Annotated in this window: 19 protein-coding genes; 14 read left to right on the top strand and 5 right to left on the bottom strand. The window is 60.9% G+C overall.

The features are described 5' to 3' along the window. Positions 1-138: 138 nt before the first annotated feature. The 10 genes from IEV40_RS03565 to IEV40_RS03520 all read left to right on the top strand — a co-directional run bounded on the left by IEV40_RS03565 (position 139) and on the right by IEV40_RS03520 (position 8,395). Positions 139-1,143 carry a sulfate ABC transporter substrate-binding protein gene (locus tag IEV40_RS03565; protein ID WP_188419566.1) on the top strand — a complete coding sequence of 335 codons (1,005 nt, stop codon included), beginning with the start codon at positions 139-141 and terminating at the stop codon, positions 1,141-1,143. A 43-nt stretch (positions 1,144-1,186) separates the two neighbouring features. Next, on the top strand, positions 1,187-1,777 hold the full coding sequence (gene ssuE, locus IEV40_RS03560) for an NADPH-dependent FMN reductase (protein ID WP_188419565.1): 591 nt from the start codon (positions 1,187-1,189) through the stop codon (positions 1,775-1,777). 129 nt (positions 1,778-1,906) lie between these two features. Beyond that, positions 1,907-2,893, top strand: a complete 987-nt coding sequence (locus IEV40_RS03555) for a sulfonate ABC transporter substrate-binding protein (protein ID WP_371870032.1) — start codon at positions 1,907-1,909, stop codon at positions 2,891-2,893. A gap of 61 nt (positions 2,894-2,954) precedes the next feature. Continuing rightward, entirely contained in the window at positions 2,955-4,103 is a 1,149-nt protein-coding gene (ssuD, locus tag IEV40_RS03550) for an FMNH2-dependent alkanesulfonate monooxygenase (protein ID WP_188419990.1), read from the top strand. Between the two features lie 9 nt (positions 4,104-4,112). Further along, entirely contained in the window at positions 4,113-4,943 is an 831-nt protein-coding gene (gene ssuC / locus IEV40_RS03545) for an aliphatic sulfonate ABC transporter permease SsuC (protein WP_188419563.1), read from the top strand. Between the two features lie 22 nt (positions 4,944-4,965). Further along, positions 4,966-5,802: an ATP-binding cassette domain-containing protein gene (locus tag IEV40_RS03540; protein WP_188419562.1), complete on the top strand. Its 837-nt coding sequence runs from the start codon at positions 4,966-4,968 to the stop codon at positions 5,800-5,802. Positions 5,803-5,908: 106 nt separating this feature from the next. Then, positions 5,909-6,127 carry a TOBE domain-containing protein gene (locus tag IEV40_RS03535; RefSeq protein ID WP_188419561.1) on the top strand — a complete coding sequence of 73 codons (219 nt, stop codon included), beginning with the start codon at positions 5,909-5,911 and terminating at the stop codon, positions 6,125-6,127. A 66-nt stretch (positions 6,128-6,193) separates the two neighbouring features. Beyond that, on the top strand, positions 6,194-7,045 hold the full coding sequence (locus IEV40_RS03530; protein ID WP_188419560.1) for an EAL domain-containing protein: 852 nt from the start codon (positions 6,194-6,196) through the stop codon (positions 7,043-7,045). After that, entirely contained in the window at positions 7,042-7,608 is a 567-nt protein-coding gene (locus tag IEV40_RS03525) for an RBBP9/YdeN family alpha/beta hydrolase (RefSeq protein WP_188419559.1), read from the top strand. Before IEV40_RS03530 ends, IEV40_RS03525 begins: the two co-directional genes overlap by 4 nt. Before the next feature lie 100 nt (positions 7,609-7,708). After that, the gene (locus IEV40_RS03520; protein WP_188419558.1) at positions 7,709-8,395 is read left to right on the top strand and encodes a hypothetical protein; all 687 of its coding nucleotides are present in this window, start codon (positions 7,709-7,711) and stop codon (positions 8,393-8,395) included. A gap of 146 nt (positions 8,396-8,541) precedes the next feature. Here the strand turns inward: IEV40_RS03520 and IEV40_RS03515 are convergent, their stop codons facing one another. Together IEV40_RS03515 and IEV40_RS03510 are read right to left on the bottom strand one after the other, a co-directional pair. Further along, positions 8,542-9,222 carry a Vgb family protein gene (locus IEV40_RS03515; protein ID WP_188419557.1) on the bottom strand — a complete coding sequence of 227 codons (681 nt, stop codon included), beginning with the start codon at positions 9,220-9,222 and terminating at the stop codon, positions 8,542-8,544. Positions 9,223-9,282: 60 nt separating this feature from the next. After that, a complete protein-coding gene (locus IEV40_RS03510; RefSeq protein WP_188419556.1) occupies positions 9,283-10,503 on the bottom strand; it encodes a helix-turn-helix domain-containing protein in 1,221 nt (406 codons plus the stop codon). Between the two features lie 249 nt (positions 10,504-10,752). Between IEV40_RS03510 and cysT the strand changes: the two genes are divergently transcribed. The 4 genes from cysT (at position 10,753) to IEV40_RS03490 (ending at position 14,659) form a co-directional block, all read left to right on the top strand. Then, entirely contained in the window at positions 10,753-11,616 is an 864-nt protein-coding gene (cysT, locus tag IEV40_RS03505) for a sulfate ABC transporter permease subunit CysT (protein ID WP_188419555.1), read from the top strand. Between the two features lies 1 nt (position 11,617). Beyond that, positions 11,618-12,544 (top strand): sulfate ABC transporter permease subunit CysW, encoded by a 927-nt coding sequence (gene cysW, locus IEV40_RS03500; RefSeq protein WP_188419554.1) that lies wholly within the window; start codon positions 11,618-11,620, stop codon positions 12,542-12,544. Next, complete coding sequence (locus tag IEV40_RS03495) at positions 12,541-13,617, top strand: sulfate/molybdate ABC transporter ATP-binding protein (protein ID WP_188419553.1); 1,077 nt, start codon at positions 12,541-12,543, stop codon at positions 13,615-13,617. Before cysW ends, IEV40_RS03495 begins: the two co-directional genes overlap by 4 nt. A 100-nt stretch (positions 13,618-13,717) precedes the next feature. Further along, entirely contained in the window at positions 13,718-14,659 is a 942-nt protein-coding gene (locus tag IEV40_RS03490) for a CysB family HTH-type transcriptional regulator (protein WP_188419552.1), read from the top strand. A 70-nt stretch (positions 14,660-14,729) separates the two neighbouring features. Here the strand turns inward: IEV40_RS03490 and gap are convergent, their stop codons facing one another. From gap to tkt, 3 genes are read right to left on the bottom strand one after another with little or no spacing between them, the layout of a single operon-like run. Next, the gene (gene gap, locus IEV40_RS03485; RefSeq protein ID WP_188419551.1) at positions 14,730-15,740 is read right to left on the bottom strand and encodes a type I glyceraldehyde-3-phosphate dehydrogenase; all 1,011 of its coding nucleotides are present in this window, start codon (positions 15,738-15,740) and stop codon (positions 14,730-14,732) included. A 19-nt stretch (positions 15,741-15,759) separates the two neighbouring features. Continuing rightward, a complete protein-coding gene (locus tag IEV40_RS03480) occupies positions 15,760-16,332 on the bottom strand; it encodes a GNAT family N-acetyltransferase (protein ID WP_188419550.1) in 573 nt (190 codons plus the stop codon). Positions 16,333-16,344: 12 nt separating this feature from the next. Continuing rightward, positions 16,345-18,339, bottom strand: a complete 1,995-nt coding sequence (gene tkt / locus IEV40_RS03475) for a transketolase (RefSeq protein ID WP_188419549.1) — start codon at positions 18,337-18,339, stop codon at positions 16,345-16,347. Between the last annotated feature and the right edge of the window lie 244 nt (positions 18,340-18,583).

Below are 18,583 nucleotides of genomic sequence, written 5' to 3'. Positions count from 1 at the left end.
ATAAAACATTGCGGTACGCCGCATGAGTCCGATGTTATGCGGAAACCGCATATGCAACGGCGAAACAATTCGTTCTGTTTTTTTTGACGGCCCCTTAATCTGCATTCCTCGAAAACGAAATACTCAGGGGAATGAAACATGCTGATCAAGAAACTTACAGCCGCCGCCTTTGCATTGACAGTGATTGCACCGAGCCTGCACGCAGCGGAAATTTCGTTGCTGAACGTCTCCTACGACCCGACGCGCGAGCTGTATCAGGAATATAACAAGGTCTTCGCCAAGGAGTGGAAAGCCAAGACCGGCGAGGATCTGAAGATCAAGGCGTCGCACGGCGGTTCCGGCAAGCAGGGCCGCGCAGTGATCGACGGACTGGAAGCGGACGTCGTCACGCTGGCGCTGGCCTACGACATCGATGCGATCGCCGATCGCGGCCTGATCGCCAAGGATTGGCAAAAACGCCTGCCGCACAACAGCGCGCCGTACACATCCACCATCGTCTTCCTCGTACGCAAAGGCAATCCCAAGCACATCAAGGACTGGAACGATCTGATCAAGCCGGGCGTTTCCGTCATCACGCCGAATCCGAAAACCTCGGGCGGCGCGCGCTGGAATCATCTGGCCGCATGGGGCTATGCATTGAAGCAGCCGGGCGGCAACGAAAAGACCGCGACCGAATTCCTGACCAAGCTCTACAGGAACGTGCCGGTGCTGGATTCCGGTGCGCGCGGCGCGACGACGACCTTCGTCGAGCGCGGCATTGGCGATGTGCTGCTGGCCTGGGAGAACGAAGCGATCCTGGCGCTGAAGGAACTCGGTCCGGACAAGTTTGAAATCGTCGCACCGTCCGTCAGCATCCTGGCCGAACCGCCGGTTGCCGTGGTCGACAAGGTGGTCGATCGTCACGGCACGCGCAAGGTAGCCGAAGCCTATCTGCAATACCTGTATTCGCCGGAAGGCCAGGAAATCGCCGCGCAGAACTACTACCGTCCGATCGACGAAAAAATTGCGAAGAAATACGCCAGCCAGTTCCCGAAAGTGAAACTGTTCACGATCGACGAAGTGGCAGGCGGCTGGACCAAGGCGCAGAAAGAACACTTCGCGGATGGCGGCGTCTTCGATCGCATCTACCAGCCGGGCAAGTAATTCGGGCAAGTAAGCACTCGTAAAGAAAGATTCAGGAAACCGCATGAACATCCTGTTGCTCGCCGGCAGTCCATCGTTGTCCTCGCGCTCCACGCGGCTGCTGCATCACGTCGGCGAAAAGCTGGCACTGCTCGGCCACCGCTACGCAAAGCTGAACGTACGCGACCTGCCGGCGCTGGCGCTGCTGCAGGCGGATTTCGGCGACGAAACGCTGAAGGCGGCGCGCGGACAGGTGGCCGATGCGGATGCCGTCGTCATCGGCACGCCGGTCTACAAGGCGGCATACAGCGGCATCCTGAAAGCCTTTCTCGATCTGCTGCCGCAGGACGGCCTGAAAGGCAAGCTGGTGCTGCCGCTGGCGACCGGCGGCAGCCAGTCGCACATGCTGGCGCTGGATTACGGCTTGCGTCCGGTGCTGTCGTCGCTGGATGCGCGCCATGTGCTGCCCAGCATCTATGCGACCGAACAGCAGATCGTGTGGTCGGAGGAAGCAGGGCTGGTGCTCGATCCTGCGATTGTAAGGCGCGTGGCCGACGGCGTGGAAAACCTGTCGGCCAGCCTGATTGCGCTGCAGGAAGCGGCCGCGGCCGGCTTCGAGCCGATTCCGTTTTCCAGCGTGCGATGTAGCGTCTAGCACCGCATGCGCGGCATGCGATAGAAGCATCGTACTGAAGCGCACTGTAAAAAATCATCCCGCATTTTTCGGAAACGGCATCGCATGCCGGCGGGATTTCTTTTGCCGAAAATCTTGAAGAATGGAGAAATGCCGATGAGCGATCCAAAGCAGAAACATGCCGCCAGAAGGCGCACGCTGGGTTATCTGTCTGCCGCTGCACTTGGCGCCTTGAGTGCCGGCTTGCCGAATCTGGCTGCGGCGCAAGCGAAAAAAGTCGTGCGTATCGGCTACCAGAAATACGGCACGCTGGTGATCCTGAAAGGAAGCGGCGCACTGGAAAAACGTCTGGCAGTCGAAGGTGTAGACGTGAAGTGGAGCGAGTTCCCGGCCGGCCCCACGCTGCTGGAAGGATTGAATGTCGGCAGCATCGATTTCGGCACGGCAGGCGAAGCGCCGCCGATCTTTGCGCAGGCTGCCAGCGCCGATCTGGTCTATGTCGGCAACGAGCCGCCATCGCCGGCGGGCGAAGCCATCATCGTGCCGAAGAATTCGCCGCTGAAAAGCGTGGCCGATCTGAAGGGAAAGAAGGTTGCGCTGAACCGCGGCTCCAATGTGCATTACCTGCTGGTGAAGGCATTGGAAAAGGCTGGGATCAATTACCGCGACGTCAACGTTTCCTATCTTGCGCCGGCCGATGCGCGCGCCGCCTTCGAGCGCGGCAGTCTCGATGCATGGGTGATCTGGGACCCGTTTCTCGCCGCTGCAGAAAAACAGCTGGGCGCACGCGTGCTGGCCGACGGCACCGGGCTGGTTGCCAATCATCAGTTCTTCCTCGCTTCGCGCTCCTACGCGGAAAAGAATGCGCGCATCGTGGCTATCGTGCTCGACGAAATCGACAAGATCGATCAATGGAGCAGCCGCAATCTGCCGGAAGTCACGACGATCCTGACGAAGCAGACCGGGCTGGACAGCGACGTCGTCGAACTGGCGGCGAAGCGTCTGGCGTACGGTGTGCGCCCGGTCACGCCGGCAGTGATCGCCGATCAGCAGAAGATCGCCGATGTGTTTGCCGAGCTGAAGCTGATTCCGAAAAGAATCAACGTGAAAGATGCCGTGATCGTTCCTCGTTCCTGATGCCCGGTACACAGGAACGTGCATCGGAACACCGTATTGCCTTCAAGGATTGATGATGAGTTTGAATGTTTTCTGGTTTATTCCCACACATGGCGACAGCCGTTATCTCGGCACGTCGAAAGGCGCGCGCCAGGTGGATTTCGATTACATGAAGCAGGTGGCGGTCGCCGCCGATACGCTCGGCTATGACGGCGTGCTGCTGCCGACCGGCCGCTCCTGCGAGGACCCGTGGGTTGCCGCGTCCAGCCTGATCGGCGCGACGCAGAAACTGAAGTTTCTGGTGGCGATCCGTCCGGGGCTGAGCACGCCGGGTCTGTCGGTACGCATGGCGTCGACCTTCGATCGCCTGTCGAAAGGACGTCTGCTGATCAATGTCGTCACCGGTGGCGATCAGGCGGAACTGCAAGCGGACGGCCTGTGGGCCGATCACGCGGAACGCTACGAAATCTCGTCCGAGTTCCTGAAGATATGGCGCGGTTCGATTTCCGGCGAAGGCGGCGAGGCCGGTTTCGATTTCCAAGGCAAGCATCTGCAGGTGAAGGGCGGCAAGACGCTGTATCCGCCATTGCAGAAGCCGTATCCGCCGTTGTACTTCGGCGGCTCGTCGGAAGCGGCGCATGAGTTGGCGGCCGAGCAGGTCGATGTCTATCTGACCTGGGGCGAACCGCCGGCATCTGTCGCAGAGAAGATTGCCGATATCCGCAAGCGCGCCGCCAAACATGGCCGCACGCTGAAGTTCGGCATTCGCCTGCACGTGATCGTGCGCGAGACGAACGAGGCAGCATGGAAGGCCGCCGACGAACTGATCAAGTACGTTGACGACAACCTGATCGCACGTGCGCAGGCATCGTTCAACAAGATGGATTCCGAAGGCCAGCGCCGCATGGCGGCATTGCACGGCGGCCGCAAGGACAAGCTGGAAGTGTCGCCCAACCTGTGGGCCGGCGTCGGCCTGGTGCGCGGCGGCGCCGGCACCGCGCTGGTCGGCGATCCGGAAACGGTGGCGGCACGCATGCGCGAATACGCGGATCTCGGCATCGAGACCTTCATCCTGTCCGGCTATCCGCATCTGGAAGAGTCTTACCGTTTTGCCGAACTGGTGTTCCCGTTGCTGAACAAGGGCAAGGAGCGCACGGACGAGCCGGCGCTGACCGGGCCGTTCGGCGAAGTGATTTCCAACGACATCCTGCCCAGGGTGTCACAAAGCTGAGGAAATGCAATGAGCGCAGTGTTATCCAATACCGCGGCAGTAGTCACCGGACAAGCGCCGGCAAAACGCATCACGGCAACCGATGCATGGAAACGCGTGCTGCCGTGGATCGTGCCTATCCTGTTGCTGGCGGCATGGCAGACCGCCTCGTATTTCGGCTGGCTGTCGAATCGCGTGCTGCCAGAGCCGTTCGCGGTGGCGAAGGCAGCGTGGAGTCTCGCGGAATCCGGCGAGCTGTGGATGCATGCCAAGGTCAGCCTGTGGCGCGCGCTGGTGAGTTTCGGCGTCGGCGGCGGCCTCGGCCTGCTGTTCGGTCTGTTGACAGGCACGTTCAAGACGGCGGAGACGCTGTTCGACACGACTTTCCAGATGGTGCGCAACATTCCGTCGCTGGCGCTGATTCCGCTGGTGATCCTGTGGTTCGGTATCGAGGAAACGGCGAAGATTTTTCTGGTTGCGGTCGGCGTGTTTTTCCCGGTCTATCTGAATACCTTTCACGGCATTCGCTCGGTCGACAAGGGGCTGATCGAAATGGCGAAGAGCTACGGCCTGTCCGGCTGGGCGCTGTATCGCGACGTGATCCTGCCGGGCGCGCTGCCGTCGATCCTGGTCGGCGTGCGTTTCTCGCTGGGCCTGGTGTGGGTGATTCTGATCGTGGCAGAGACGATTTCGGCGCAATCCGGCATCGGCTACATGACGATGAATGCGCGCGAATTCCTGCAAACCGATGTGGTGCTGGTCGGTATCCTTTTGTATGCGCTGCTGGGCAAGCTGGCGGACGTCGTGTCGCGCGGGCTGGAACGCTACTGGTTGCGCTGGCATCCCGGCTACCGTCATTGAGATCGTTGAAAGGGAAAGCATCATGCAGAGCAATGCCATCGAGCAGAAAACACTGGATGCAGCAGCACGGCGCGGTGTGCGCGTAGCCATCGGCAGTCTCGTCAAATCCTATGGCGGCCGCGAAGTGCTGAAGTCGGTCGACCTGACGCTGGAGCCGGGCGAGTTCGTCGCCGTTGTCGGCCGCAGCGGTTGCGGCAAGAGCACGCTGCTGCGCCTGATCGCGGAACTGGAAACGGTGGATCGCGGCACGCTGGTCTTCGCCGACGGTGCGAAGCGGCCCGAGACACGCATCATGTTTCAGGATTCGCGGCTACTGCCGTGGAAAAAGGTGCTACACAACGTCGCGCTCGGCCTGCCGAAACGCAGCGGCAAGGCCGATGCATTGAATGCGCTCAGGCAGGTCGGCCTGAACGAACGTGCCGGCGAATGGCCGGCTGTGCTTTCCGGCGGCCAGCGCCAGCGTGTGGCACTGGCGCGCGCGCTGGTGCACGACCCGGAACTGTTGCTACTGGACGAACCGCTGGGTGCGCTCGATGCGTTGACGCGCATCGAGATGCAGCAGCTGATCGAATCGTTGTGGCAGCAGCGCGGCTTTACCGCGCTATTGGTCACGCACGACGTGCAGGAAGCGATTGCCCTGGCCGATCGTGTTGTGCTGATCGAGGATGGGCACATCACGCTGGACGAGCGTGTGGCATTGGCACGCCCGCGAGTGCGCGGCAACGCCGCATTCGCGCAACTGGAAGAACGCATTCTGGCGCGTGTGCTGCAGCAGCCCGTGCCGGCAGGCAGCCCGGATGCCGAACTGGGCGATGTATCGCTGTTGAGGACGGTCGGCCAGTTCGCCTGGGCGGTTTGAATTTCGCCGGCTTGCTTCTCTCTTTATTGGTTTTTTCATTTATTTCTTCATTCATTTTTTCACGCACTTTTTTATTTGTGCCTTCATTCACCATTCAAGGAAAACCATGAGCATCGAAAAAATCAACGCCCGCAACCAGTTCAAGGGCAAGATCAGCAACATCATTCTCGGCGACGTCTTGTCGGAAGTCGATGTCGACACGCCGGGCGGCACTGTCACTTCGGTCATCACCACGCGCTCGGTCAAGGATCTGGAATTGCAGATCGGCACCGAGGTCGTGGCGCTGGTCAAGGCGACAGAAGTGTCGCTGGCCAAGCTGCTGTAAGCGATGCTGTTGCGCGACATTGCCTATCGCGCTGCGCGCGCAGCAGTTTTCGCGGAAAGGAAAACGATGAGCTTTCCCGCTTTGCAGGATTACCTGGCGCGTCTGCGCGATGCGCCGGTCGATACTTCCCTGTGGCTGGATCGGGAGGGGAAAGCCTACGGCCGTTATCTGAATGCCACGCTGACCAGCGTGTTCCAGCCGATCCGTGAAATAGGCGCCGGCCGCATTGTAGGCATGCAGGGTTTCATGCGCAGCCAGTCGCATAGCGACGATGGCCTGAGCGTCTGGAAGCTGCTCGATACAACGGCCACCGATGAGCAGTCGATCGAACTGGATCGGCTGTGCCGCCTGCTGCATACCGTCAATTTCTATCGGCAGCCGTCATTGGCGGACGCCGATCTGTATCTCAGCGTGCATGCACGCTTGCTGGCCGCCGTCGACAGCAATCACGGCATGTCTTTCCGTCGCGTGCTGGACCTGCTCGGCCTGCCGTGGACGAATGTCGTGCTGCAACTGCCGACGATCCGGGAAGATCAGGCATGGATTGCGCATTACGTGGCCGACAATTACCGGCGCAATGGCTTTCGTCTGGCGATTAATGTCGCCGATGCGCGGCAGGGAATCGAGCAACTGCGCCAGATCTGCCCGGATGTCGTCAAGCTGGATGCGCGCGAACTGAACGACGAGGGTGCCGCCCTGCAATTGCTGGAAGAAGCGGAGGCCGGCAATGCAACCGTCATCTTCAAGCGGGTCGAATCGACGGCCGTGCGTGACAAGCTGCATGCGCTGCAGGCACGGACGGGGTGGCCTGTTCTTGCGCAAGGTTTTCTGTGGGATGTGCCGACGGCCATTCCGCACATTGCAGAGACGCACAGCGACGCTGTTCGCGATGATTTGCCGGCGGCGATCGCATCATGATGTTGCCGGACCTGTCCGATTATCGCGTGCTGATCGTTCCGGGGCTGAACGATAGCGGCCCCGGCCATTGGCAGACGCGCTGGCAGGTGCATTACCCTGCTTTCGAACGCGTCGAACAGGATCGTTGGGATCGCGCTGATCTGATTGGTTGGTCGCAGCGGCTGACGGAAAAGCTGCAGCAGTCGACACGGCCCGTCATCATCGTCGCGCACAGTTTCGGCTGCCTGGCATCGGTGCACGCAACGCGGCGTTTTCCGCATGTCGTTGCGGCGTTGCTGGTGGCGCCGGCCGATCCGGAAAAGTTCGGCGTTGCCCATCTGTTGCGCGATGCCCGCATGCGTTGCCCGACGATCATGATGGGCAGCGAGAACGATCCGTGGATGGTGGCGCACCGCGCGGCATACTGGGCCGACTGCTGGGGCTGCGGTTTCGTCAACGTCGGTGCGCTCGGCCACATCAATGCGGAATCGGCATTGGGCGATTGGGAACAGGGGCTGCAGCAACTGGGGCGCTTGCGTGCAGTGGCGGATGTCTGCCTGCCTTCCTTGCGCGCATCCTGCTGAAGTTCGGTCGTCAGTCGCGATACCGGACGATTCGCCGCCGCCCACGAAAAACGCAAGCTCAGTACACTAGTCGCTACTGCAAACAATTGCGGAGGCGACTGTGCGTTATTTCGATTTCAATTCCTGGCATGGCGTACTGACGACGATCCTCGGACTCGCGGTCTTCACGCTGATCGGCGTGGGTGCGCGCGTACTGATGATGCAGACGATTCAGCAGCGTCGCGAACGGATGAACCGCCAGATCAACGAGCGGCTCAGGACATTGATTGCCGCATATAAAACCCTGGGAGGCTCCTTTACCGGACAGCTGACGGTCGATCCCACGCATTTGCGCGATCTGCGTCTGGCGGTGCGCGAAGAAGAGGGCGAGCAGGCAGCGGAACAGGACGAGATTTCCAGTTCCGATCGCGCACGCCGCATCCGCGATGCCGTGGAAGCCGCGTTGTCGGACATCATTCTGCTTGGCACCGAAGAGCATGTGCGCCTGGCGAGCCAGGCGGCAACCGACATGGCTGCCGGCCGGCCGATCCATACCGCCGAACTGGTCGTTTCCCTGCGCAACTTCATTCGTGCCGCGCTCGATCTGGGAGCTATTCCGTCGGATATCAGCATTCCGCTGCAAGGGCCGACGCGCTCACAATCCAGCGGCAGCCGCGGCAAAGGTGATGCCGGCAAGGAAGGCGGCAAAGCTTCTACGCGTGGCGGCAACATGAGTGGTGCCGGTGCCGGCATGGGAGTGGGAATCGGCCTCGGCATGGGACAGAAGGAAAACGACCGCCCCGATTGACTTGCATGCTCTCGGCGCGATGCGAAGAAGCAGGCCGAGGCTGGTACCGGCGAATCTGATCGTGCCGGAATTTCATTCCTCTCGGTGCACAGGATACTGCTTCGGATCGGCGTTCTCGCTCGGAGGAGCCGAGCGAGAACGGGCAGTCACATCGCGATTGCATCCTTCGGGCGCTTTACCGCGCGGACTTTCCCGCTGTTGCCGCCGCCGCAGAAAAAAAGATCCTGTCCATCGGATTCCAGTCCGCTGACGGAAGTGCCGGCCGGCATTTCCAGCCGCGTGAGCACAGCGCCGTTTTCCGGATCGATACGACGAATGTCGCTTTCTCCTTCTTCCGATGTTCCGTGCCACAGTTCGCCATCGACCCAGGTCACGCCGGTGACGAACCGATTGGATTCGATGGTGCGGATGATGGCGCCGGTAGCCGGGTCGATCTGATGGATTTTCCGGTCGCGGTATTGGCCTACCCACAAACTGCCTTCCGCCCATGCCATGCCGGAATCGCAGCCATTGCCGGGTGCCGGAATCGATGCGATCACCTTGCCGCTGGCAGGATCGATCTTGTCGATGCGATGTTCGGCAATCTGGTAAAGATAGGTGCCGTCGAACGCGGTTCCTGCATCGCAGGCATGTTGCAACGTATGTGCGGGCCTCCCGCTTGCAGGATCGAATGCGATCAATTCGCGACCGGTGGCGGCCCACACGAGTTTGCCGTCGTGCGTGACGCCGTGCACGCAGTCTGCGCCGTCAAACGGGCCATATTCACGCACGATTTCGGCCTTGTGTGCGACGGCTTCCATCACATTTTTGCTGGTGGTACTGGTCATTTTCAGCTCCTTGTTTTTCAGCTTCCTGTAATGCGCCTTGATGCGGCGCTCAGGAACACTCTATGTGATCGACAGCGCAACCGGGAGTAACAAGATTGTCGTGAATTCCGTCAGCGGCGGCGCCAGCCAGCGTTGCGCGCGCCCTCGGCCGATCGAGCGCACCTGTCCGGCGGATTCGAGCGCTGCCAGTGCGCGCTGTACGGTGCGTTGACTGGCACCCAGCGCCAATGCGAGGGCCGACGTCGACCATGGAACGCCATCGGAAAGCAAGGCGATCAGTGCACCCTCGTCGCCATCGACGGGCGGCGCCAGCAGGACAACACTGCATTGCTTGTTCGGTCTCAGAAGAAATCCGTGTTCGGTAGCCTCGATGCGGGCCAACGGTGCGATCAATGCACGCAAGCGTCCGATCTCTACACGCAAACGGACACGATGCGATTCATCGAAATGCCGGGTTCGGAATGCACATGCGATCAAGGCAGAGCGATCGACATCGTTCGGCCACGCCTCTGCAAGTGCCCGTACCAGTGCAAACAATATCGGGCGGCGTGCCAGCGGCAACCATGTTTCCCCGGAAACCAGCCCGTGGCGACAGGCATCGATCACCAGCGTATCGGAAGCCAGCAGCGTTGCGACTTCATCCAGCGGCAATGTCCGTTCCTCGCCTTTGTGGATTTTCCGGGCGGCGGGACGGTTGAATGCCGTCCGCGCTTCCAGCACCTCCTGGTGCAGCACCGGCACTTGTGCGCGATCGGCCGCTTTCTGCGCACGGGCAAGCGCTTCTTGTGCATCGCCGATGCGAAGCAGTCGCAAGGACAGTTCCGCAACAGTCAGTTCGGCCACCGCCACCAGCGGCAATGCGAGACTGGCGATATCAAGTTGCCGAAGGATGTCTTCCGCATCTTTCAGACGACCGAGCAGTAAATGCTTGCGTGCGGTGATGAGTCTTCCCTGCATTGCATTGGCGCGGTCGCCGTGCGCTTCCAGTGTGGTCATGGCCGTCATCAGTGCACGTGGTGACGTGCCGAAGTCCCGCATGATCATGGCAATCTCGGCCTCCGCGACAATGCAGCGCGCGCGGGACAAGTCTTCGTGCGCGCCGAAGCGACGCGCAGCGGTGCGCAAAAGCTCGCGAGCGCGCGCATGTTCGCCGAGTTGCGCCATGGCGATTCCGCGCAAGGCCAGCGCGGGCGGATCATCACGCAGGGCAACATGCTTGAGGGCGTTCAGCGTGTCGCCGGCGGCGAGCGCGCGTGCGGAGGCCGTTATAAGAGAGTCCATGTTGAAAGAATAGCCATTCGCATCAGGTTGGAAGCGCAAAACGTCGGGCCGACGCACACCGCTTGCGATTCCCGGTGGATGAGCCGCCGATCGCCTGCTCGATACAGTTGCCGCCTACCTTGCCACTTTATGGCGGAAGCGGCCCATATATGTTTTTCTTCTAACGGCATGCAAAAAGATTCGTTCTCTTTATAACGATGGAGTGCAATTATGGCGACCTGTTAGCTGGATTTGTAATAAAGAGCCATTATGTCCGCCGTATTTGCCATTGCAGAAAAGAAACATATCGTGACCAGGGTGTTGCCCGGCTTCCATCTGTCGCTGGGCTTCACGCTGTTCTATCTGAGCCTGATCGTGCTGATCCCGCTGTCGGCCGTGTTCCTGAACACGTTCTCGATGAGCTGGGACGGTTTCGTCGCGGCGGTGACGTCGCCGCGCGTGCTGGCTTCCTATCGTTTGACGTTCGGCGCGGCGCTGCTCGGTGCGTTGTTGAATGTCTTCTTCGGCGGCATTGTCGCCTGGGTGCTGGTGCGCTATGAATTCCCGGGCAAGAAGATCGTCGATGCGCTGGTCGATCTGCCGTTTGCCTTGCCGACCGCGGTGGCCGGTATCGCACTGACGGCGCTGTATTCGGTCAACGGCTGGATCGGACAATATCTGGAAGCGATCGGCATCAAGGTGGCGTTCACGCCGCTGGGTGTGGTGGTCGCGCTGACTTTCATCGGCCTGCCGTTCGTCGTGCGCACCGTGCAACCGGTGCTGGAAGATGCGGAGCGCGAGCTGGAAGAAGCGGCCGTCAGTCTGGGAGCGAGCCACTGGCAGACGTTCGCCAAGGTGATTTTCCCGACCGTGCTGCCGGCGCTGCTGACCGGTTTCGCGCTGGCCTTTGCCCGGGCGACCGGCGAATACGGTTCGGTCATCTTCATCGCCGGCAACATGCCGATGGTGTCCGAAATCACACCGCTGTTCATCGTGACCAAGCTGGAGCAGTACGACTATGCAGGTGCGACGGCGATTGCGGTCGTGATGCTGCTGGTGTCGTTTGCGATGCTGCTGACGATCAATCTGTTGCAGGCATGGTCGCGCAAGCGCGGTCGTGCGGAAAGGGGCTGAAATGGCGGCGATTGCTCCTTCTCCCGTGTTGCCGGCAATTGCCGTGCCGCGTGCCGCCAAAGTGCCGCCGGCAACGGTGGAATCCTGGTGGGTGCGTGGACTGCTGATCGGCATTGCACTGGGCTTTCTGACGCTGTTCCTGTTCGTGCCGCTGGTGGCGGTGTTTGCCGAAGCATTGAAGAAAGGCTGGGACGCCTACCTCGCTGCCATCGTCGAAGAGGATGCGCTGGCGGCGATCAGGCTGACGCTGTTGACGGCGGCGATTGCGGTGCCGCTGAACCTGGTGTTCGGCATCGCGGCATCGTGGTGCATTGCCAGGTTCGAATTTCGCGGCAAGAGCATCCTGCTGACGCTGATCGATCTGCCGTTCTCTGTGTCGCCGGTGATCTCGGGTTTGATCTACGTGCTGCTGTTCGGCGCGCAAGGCTGGTTCGGCGCGTGGCTGCTGGATCACAACATCAAGATCCTGTTCGCGGTACCGGGCATCGTGCTGGCGACGGTGTTTGTCACTTTCCCATTCGTGGCGCGTGAACTGATCCCGCTGATGCAGTCGCAGGGCAGCGAGGAAGAAGAGGCCGCGCTGGTGCTGGGCGCGTCGGGCTGGCGCATGTTCTGGCACGTGACGCTGCCGAACATCAAGTGGGGGCTGCTGTACGGAGTGATCCTCTGCAATGCGCGGGCGATGGGCGAATTCGGCGCGGTGTCGGTGGTTTCCGGCCACATCCGCGGCCAGACCAACACGATCCCCCTACAGGTGGAGATTCTGTACAACGAGTACCAGTTTTCGGCGGCTTTTGCGGTTGCGTCGTTGCTGGCGCTGCTGGCACTCGTTACACTGGCGCTCAAATCATTTATCGAGTGGCGCTTGCGTAACGGACATGACGTGCGCGCCGTGCAGGAAGAACAGTTTCAGGAGCAGGGATCATGAGTATCGAAGTCAGGAACATTCACAAGCAGTTCGGCAGTTTCGTCGCGCTGAACGACGTCTCGCTGAGCTTTCCGGCGGGCGAACTGACGGCATTGCTGGGCCCGTCCGGCTGCGGCAAGACCACACTGCTGCGCATCATCGCCGGCCTCGAACAGCCGGACAACGGCCAGGTGCTGCTGGACGGACAGGATGCGTCGGCGCGCCACGTGCGCGAACGCCAGGTCGGTTTCGTGTTCCAGCACTACGCGCTGTTCAAGCACATGAGTGTGTTCGAGAACATCGCCTTCGGTCTGCGCGTGCGCCCGGCTGCGACGCGGCCGTCGGAAGCGCAGATCAAGGAAAAGGTCATGAAGCTGCTGGAACTGGTGCAGCTCGACTGGCTGGCTGATCGCTATCCACCGCAACTGTCCGGCGGCCAGCGTCAGCGCATCGCACTGGCGCGCGCCTTGGCGGTGGAGCCGCGCGTGCTGCTGCTGGACGAACCGTTCGGTGCGCTCGATGCCAAGGTGCGCAAGGAACTGCGCCGCTGGCTGCGTCGCCTGCATGACGAGCTGCACGTCACCAGCATCTTCGTCACGCACGATCAGGAAGAAGCGCTGGAAGTGGCCGACCAGATCGTGCTGATGAACAAGGGCAATGTCGAGCAGATCGGTGCGCCGCGCGAGGTCTACAACAATCCGGCATCGCCGTTCGTCTACGGCTTCCTCGGCAACGTCAACCTGTTCCACGGCCGCGTGCACGAAGGCGTGTTGCAGTCGGAAGGCTTGTCGTTCGCCGCCCCCGACTACGCGCAGACGCAGGATGCGAAGGGTATCGGCTATGTGCGTCCGCACGATTTGGAAGTCGAGCGTTACGCGCGGGACGCAGACGGCATTGACGGCATCGTCGTCAAGCTGCTGCGTGTTCATGCGATCGGCCCGCTGGCACAGCTCGAACTGGAGCGCGACGACAACAACGCGTTGATCGAGGCCGTGATTTCGAACGACCGCTTCACGCAAATGCAGTTGAAGGAAGGTGAAACGCTGGTCGTCCGCCCGAAAAAGCTGCAGGTGTTTATCGACGATTCCGTCTGATCGATCCGGGCGCGCCGTCGAAGCAGCGCGCAGTCGGATCATCGGGGAATCGCACAATGATTTCCGCCGATTCGACGGCGTTTTGACAGGGTGTCCCACGATGAATTTTCAGCAACTGCGTTCGATACGCGAAACCGCGCGCTGCGGCTACAACCTGACCGAAGTCGCCAACGTGCTGTACACATCGCAGCCGGGCGTGAGCCGCCAGATCCGCGAACTGGAAGAAGAGCTCGGCGTCGATATCTTCGAGCGCAACGGCAAGCGCCTGACCGGCCTGACCGATCCCGGCCGCGGCATCCTGCAGATCATCGACCGCCTGCTGCTGGAAGCGGAAAACCTGCAGCGCGCCAGCCGCGAATACACGGCGCAGGAAATCGGCACGCTGGCCGTCGCTACCACGCACACGCAGGCGCGCTACATGCTGCCCAAGGTCGTGCAGGCATTTCGTTCCGCTTTCCCCAAGGTGCGCATCGCGCTGCAGCAGAGTTCGCCCGAGCATATTGCCGAATGGGTCATTTCCGGCAGATCGGACGTTGGCATTGCCACCGAAGGCTTGAGCCAGTTCGATGAACTGGTTTCCTTCCCGTGCTACCGCTGGCATCACGCGATCGTCGTGCCGGACGGTCATCCGCTGCTGCAGAAAAATCCGGTCACGCTGGCCGATCTGGCCGAATATCCGCTCATTACTTACGACCTCGGCTTCACCGGCCGCGGCCACATCGACGATGCCTTCCGTCAGGAAAACATCACGACGGATATCGTACTGACCGCAATGGATTCCGACGTCATTCAGCAATACGTCGCACTCGGCCTCGGTGTCGGCCTGGTGGCATCGATGGCGTTGCAGCATCGCAATGGCGATACGCTGACAGGTACGGGCTTGAAGGTGATCGACGGCGCGCATCTGTTCGCGCAGAACGTCACGCGACTGGCAGTGCGGCGTGGCGCGTACCTGCGCAGTTATACCTACGATTTCATCCAGTTGTTTGCGCCGGAACTGTCGCGTGCCGATATCGAGAAGGCGGTGAAGGCAGGCACGTGATGCATCGTTGTTGATGCGGAAACAAAAACGCCCCGATATCGGGGCGTTTTTTATTTGATGAAGCAACGATTTATTTTGCGCTCATCAATGCCGTCGTCGTATCCAGCATGCGGTTCGAGAAGCCCCATTCGTTGTCGTACCACGACGAGACTTTCACCAGGCGGCCGGAGACTTTCGTCAGCGTCGCATCGAAACTGCTCGATGCCGGATTGTGGTTGAAGTCTACTGACACCAGCTGTTCCGTCTGATAGGTCAGGATGCCTTTCAGCGCGCCTTCCGATGCTTCCTTCATGATCGCGTTGACTTCCTCGACCGTCGTGTCGCGCGCGGCGATGAAGGACAGGTCGACGATCGAAACGTTGATCGTCGGCACGCGGATCGCGAAGCCGTCCAGCTTGCCGTTCAGTTCCGGCAGCACGAGGCCGACCGCAGCGGCAGCGCCGGTCTTGGTCGGGATCATCGAATGCGTGGCGGAGCGTGCGCGGCGCAGGTCTTCGTGCATCACGTCGGTCAGTACCTGGTCGTTGGTGTACGAGTGCACAGTCGTCATCAGGCCGTTGACGATGCCGAGCTTGTCGTGCAGCGGCTTGACCAGCGGCGCCAGGCAGTTGGTCGTGCACGATGCGTTCGAGATCACGGTGTCGGTCGATTTCAACACGGTGTGGTTGACGCCGTAGACGATGGTCGCGTCGACGTCCTTGCCGCCCGGCGCCGAGATGATGACTTTCTTCGCGCCACCCTTCAGGTGAGCCGACGCTTTTTCCTTGGTGGTGAAGAAGCCCGTGCATTCCATCACGACGTCGACCTTCAGGTCGCCCCACGGCAGCTTGGCCGGATCGCGTTCGGCGAAGACCTTGATGCGGTCGCCGTTGACGACCATGCAATCGCCGTCGACTTCGACGGTGCCGGGGAACTTGCCGTGTACCGTGTCGTAGCGGGTCAGGTGCGCGTTCGATTCGGGCTTGCCGAGATCGTTGATGGCGACGATTTGGATGTCGTTCTTCTTGTCGCCTTCATAGTGCGCACGAAGGACATTGCGGCCGATGCGGCCGTAACCGTTGATTGCGACGCGGATGGTCATCTTCTTCTCCAGAAAGGGTTCAACTCAGTTTCAACTGCAAAACATTCTTTTCGCTGCCGCAATCCTGCAGCAGCCGGTCCAGATCGTGCCAGGCATAGCCGGCTTCGGTCAGTTCGAGGTCATCCCACGAAAACGGTTGTTCGACCAGCAACGCCGCACCGAGTTCTTCGAAAAACTGGCGCGCGGGTTTGTTGTCGGCAAGCACCCACGTCAACAGCGACGTCGCCTTGTGTTGCTGCATTGCCTGCACGACTAGCGCCAGCAGGCGGCGTCCGACGCCGCCGCGCTGCGCGATCGGCTTCAGGTAGATGGCAGTCAGTTCTGCATCGCAATCCAGCTTGGCGGGCGACAGCAGCATGCCGGAAGCAAAGCCGACGATCTCGTCGCCGGCAGTGGCGACGAAGACGGCGATGCCGGGACGTTCGGCCTGCAGCACTTGCGACCACATCGATGCGCTGTCTTCGGCACGCATGTTGTCCAGGTAGGTTTCCGGAATCACGCCGCGATAACTGGTGCGCCAGCTTTCGACACGCAAGGCGGCGATAGCCGACGCATCGGCGGCTGTGGCGTGGCGGAAAGTGATTTCGGTCACGTGCGTTTTGCGTTAAGCCAGCACTTTTTTGACGGTGGCGATCACGTTGTCGACGGTGAAGCCGAAGTGCTTGAACAGCACGCCGGCTGGCGCCGATTCACCGAAGGTGTCGATGCCGACCACGCCGCCTTCGAGGCCGACGTACTTGTGCCAGAAGTCGGTGACGCCGGCTTCGATGGCGACGCGCGGCACGCCCTTGGTCAGCACGCTGGCCTTGTAGGCATCGTCCTGGCGGTCGAACACGTCGGTCGACGGCATCGAGACGACGCGTGCAGCAACGCCGTGTCCGGCGAGTTGCTCGGCGGCCTTGGTCGCCAGTTCGATTTCGGAGCCGGTCGCGATCAGGATGACTTTTGCGTCTTTCGCATCGCGCAGCACGTAGCCGCCGCGCGCGATGTCGGCGATCTGTTCGGCCGAACGTTCCTGGAACGGCAGGTTCTGGCGCGAGAAGATCAGCGTGCTCGGGCCGTTGTGGCGCTTGATGGCCTGTTGCCATGCGACGGCGGATTCGACGGTGTCGCATGGACGCCAGTTGTCCAGGTTCGGAATCAGGCGCAGGCTGGAGACGTGTTCGATCGACTGGTGCGTCGGACCGTCTTCGCCGAGGCCGATGGAGTCGTGCGTGAAGACGAACAGCGAGCGGATTTTCATCAACGCTGCCATGCGCAGCGCATTGCGGCTGTAGTCGGAGAAGGTCAGGAAGGTCGCGCCGAACGGCAGGTAGCCGCCATGCAGGGCGATGCCGTTCATGATCGCGCTCATGCCGAATTCGCGTACGCCGTAGTTGATGTGGTTGCCCGGCTGGTTGGCGCGCACGGCGACGCTTTCCTTCCAGTTGGTCAGGTTGGAACCGGTCAGGTCGGCCGAGCCGCCGAGGAATTCAGGCAGCACTTGTGCATACGCCTGGATCGCGTTCTGGCTGGCCTTGCGGGTGGCGATGGTTTCCTTCTTGTCGACGCAGGCGGCGATGTAGGCGTCGACGGCCTTGTCGAAATCGCCCGGCAGTTCGCCTTTCATGCGGCGCGTCAGTTCGCTTGCCTGTTGCGGGAATTCTTTCGCATAAGCTTCCAGCTTCGCGTTCCAGTCGCCTTGCGCCTTCAGTCCCTTGGCTTTTGCATCCCATGCGGCGTAGACGTCGTCGGCAATGACGAACGGCGCGTCGCTCCAGCCCATCGCTTCGCGCGTGGCGGCGATTTCCTTGTCGCCGAGTGCGGCGCCGTGCACATTGTGCGTGCCGGCCATGTTCGGCGAACCCTTGCCGATGACGGTCTTGCAGCAGATCAGCGTCGGCTTGTCGGATTTTTTCGTCTGCGTGATGGCAGCGTTGACGGCGGCAACATCGTGGCCGTCGACGGCGCGGATCACGTTCCAGCCGTAGGCTTCGAAGCGCTTCGGCGTGTCGTCGGCGAACCAGCCTTCGACGTGGCCGTCGATCGAGATGCCGTTGTCGTCGTACAGCGCGATCAGCTTGGACAGGCCCAGCGTGCCGGCCAGCGAGCAGGCTTCATGCGAGATGCCTTCCATCAGGCAGCCGTCGCCGAGGAAAACATAAGTGTGGTGATCGATGATGTCGAAGCCGGGGCGGTTGAATTCTGCTGCCAGCAGTTTTTCGGCCAGCGCCATGCCGACCGCGTTGGTGATGCCCTGGCCGAGCGGGCCGGTGGTGGTTTCGATGCCTGGCGTGATGTCGACTTCCGGGTGGCCCGGCGTCTTCGAATGCAATTGGCGGAAATTGCGCAGTTCGTCCATCGGCAGGTCGTAGCCGGTCAGGTGCAGCAGCGCGTAATGCAGCATCGAGCCGTGGCCGTTGGAGACGACGAAGCGGTCGCGGTTCGCCCATTTCGGGTCGGCCGGGTTATGCGAATAATGATTTCCCCACAATGCGACGGCAATTTCCGCCATCCCCATCGGCATGCCCGGGTGTCCGGAATTGGCCTTTTGTACTGCGTCCATTGCCAGCGCGCGGATCGCGTTGGCCATCTTGTTCGTCGGGAGCGTGGAAGTCATGTTCGATTAAATGGCGAATTAAGTGGCGGATTAGGTGGCGAGTCGGATGGAAGTGCGTCGAAGCGATCGATTTGCAGGCATGGGCACAGCAAAAATAACCTTGAAAAACAGCCCTGCTGCGAAGCCGACTATTTTACCAGACCGGGGCCTCGGACTAAAATCGGAATTGCTGTCCGGATCGTTGATTATTTGGCTAACCTTTGCCGGTGCAAGACATGCTGAATCGACAACTTCGCCGGATTAC

It is taken from the genome of Oxalicibacterium solurbis (assembly GCF_014635845.1).
Taxonomy (GTDB): Bacteria; Pseudomonadota; Gammaproteobacteria; order Burkholderiales; family Burkholderiaceae_D; genus Oxalicibacterium; species Oxalicibacterium solurbis.
This window is presented reverse-complemented; position numbering and strand designations above follow the sequence as displayed.

Excerpts from the sequence above, each read along its gene's own strand:
- IEV40_RS03525 (WP_188419559.1), top strand. The coding sequence starts at position 7,042 with ATGATGTTGCCGGACCTGTCCGATTATCGCGTGCTGATCGTTCCGGGG.
- IEV40_RS03515 (WP_188419557.1), bottom strand. The coding sequence starts at position 9,222 with ATGACCAGTACCACCAGCAAAAATGTGATGGAAGCCGTCGCACACAAG.
- IEV40_RS03495 (WP_188419553.1), top strand. The coding sequence starts at position 12,541 with ATGAGTATCGAAGTCAGGAACATTCACAAGCAGTTCGGCAGTTTCGTC.
- IEV40_RS03530 (WP_188419560.1), top strand. The coding sequence starts at position 6,194 with ATGAGCTTTCCCGCTTTGCAGGATTACCTGGCGCGTCTGCGCGATGCG.
- IEV40_RS03510 (WP_188419556.1), bottom strand. The coding sequence starts at position 10,503 with ATGGACTCTCTTATAACGGCCTCCGCACGCGCGCTCGCCGCCGGCGAC.
- ssuC (WP_188419563.1), top strand. The coding sequence starts at position 4,113 with ATGAGCGCAGTGTTATCCAATACCGCGGCAGTAGTCACCGGACAAGCG.
- cysW (WP_188419554.1), top strand. The coding sequence starts at position 11,618 with ATGGCGGCGATTGCTCCTTCTCCCGTGTTGCCGGCAATTGCCGTGCCG.
- IEV40_RS03535 (WP_188419561.1), top strand. The coding sequence starts at position 5,909 with ATGAGCATCGAAAAAATCAACGCCCGCAACCAGTTCAAGGGCAAGATC.
- IEV40_RS03490 (WP_188419552.1), top strand. The coding sequence starts at position 13,718 with ATGAATTTTCAGCAACTGCGTTCGATACGCGAAACCGCGCGCTGCGGC.
- gap (WP_188419551.1), bottom strand. The coding sequence starts at position 15,740 with ATGACCATCCGCGTCGCAATCAACGGTTACGGCCGCATCGGCCGCAAT.
- IEV40_RS03565 (WP_188419566.1), top strand. The coding sequence starts at position 139 with ATGCTGATCAAGAAACTTACAGCCGCCGCCTTTGCATTGACAGTGATT.
- tkt (WP_188419549.1), bottom strand. The coding sequence starts at position 18,339 with ATGACTTCCACGCTCCCGACGAACAAGATGGCCAACGCGATCCGCGCG.
- IEV40_RS03540 (WP_188419562.1), top strand. The coding sequence starts at position 4,966 with ATGCAGAGCAATGCCATCGAGCAGAAAACACTGGATGCAGCAGCACGG.
- IEV40_RS03555 (WP_371870032.1), top strand. The coding sequence starts at position 1,907 with ATGCCGATGAGCGATCCAAAGCAGAAACATGCCGCCAGAAGGCGCACG.
- ssuE (WP_188419565.1), top strand. The coding sequence starts at position 1,187 with ATGAACATCCTGTTGCTCGCCGGCAGTCCATCGTTGTCCTCGCGCTCC.
- cysT (WP_188419555.1), top strand. The coding sequence starts at position 10,753 with ATGTCCGCCGTATTTGCCATTGCAGAAAAGAAACATATCGTGACCAGG.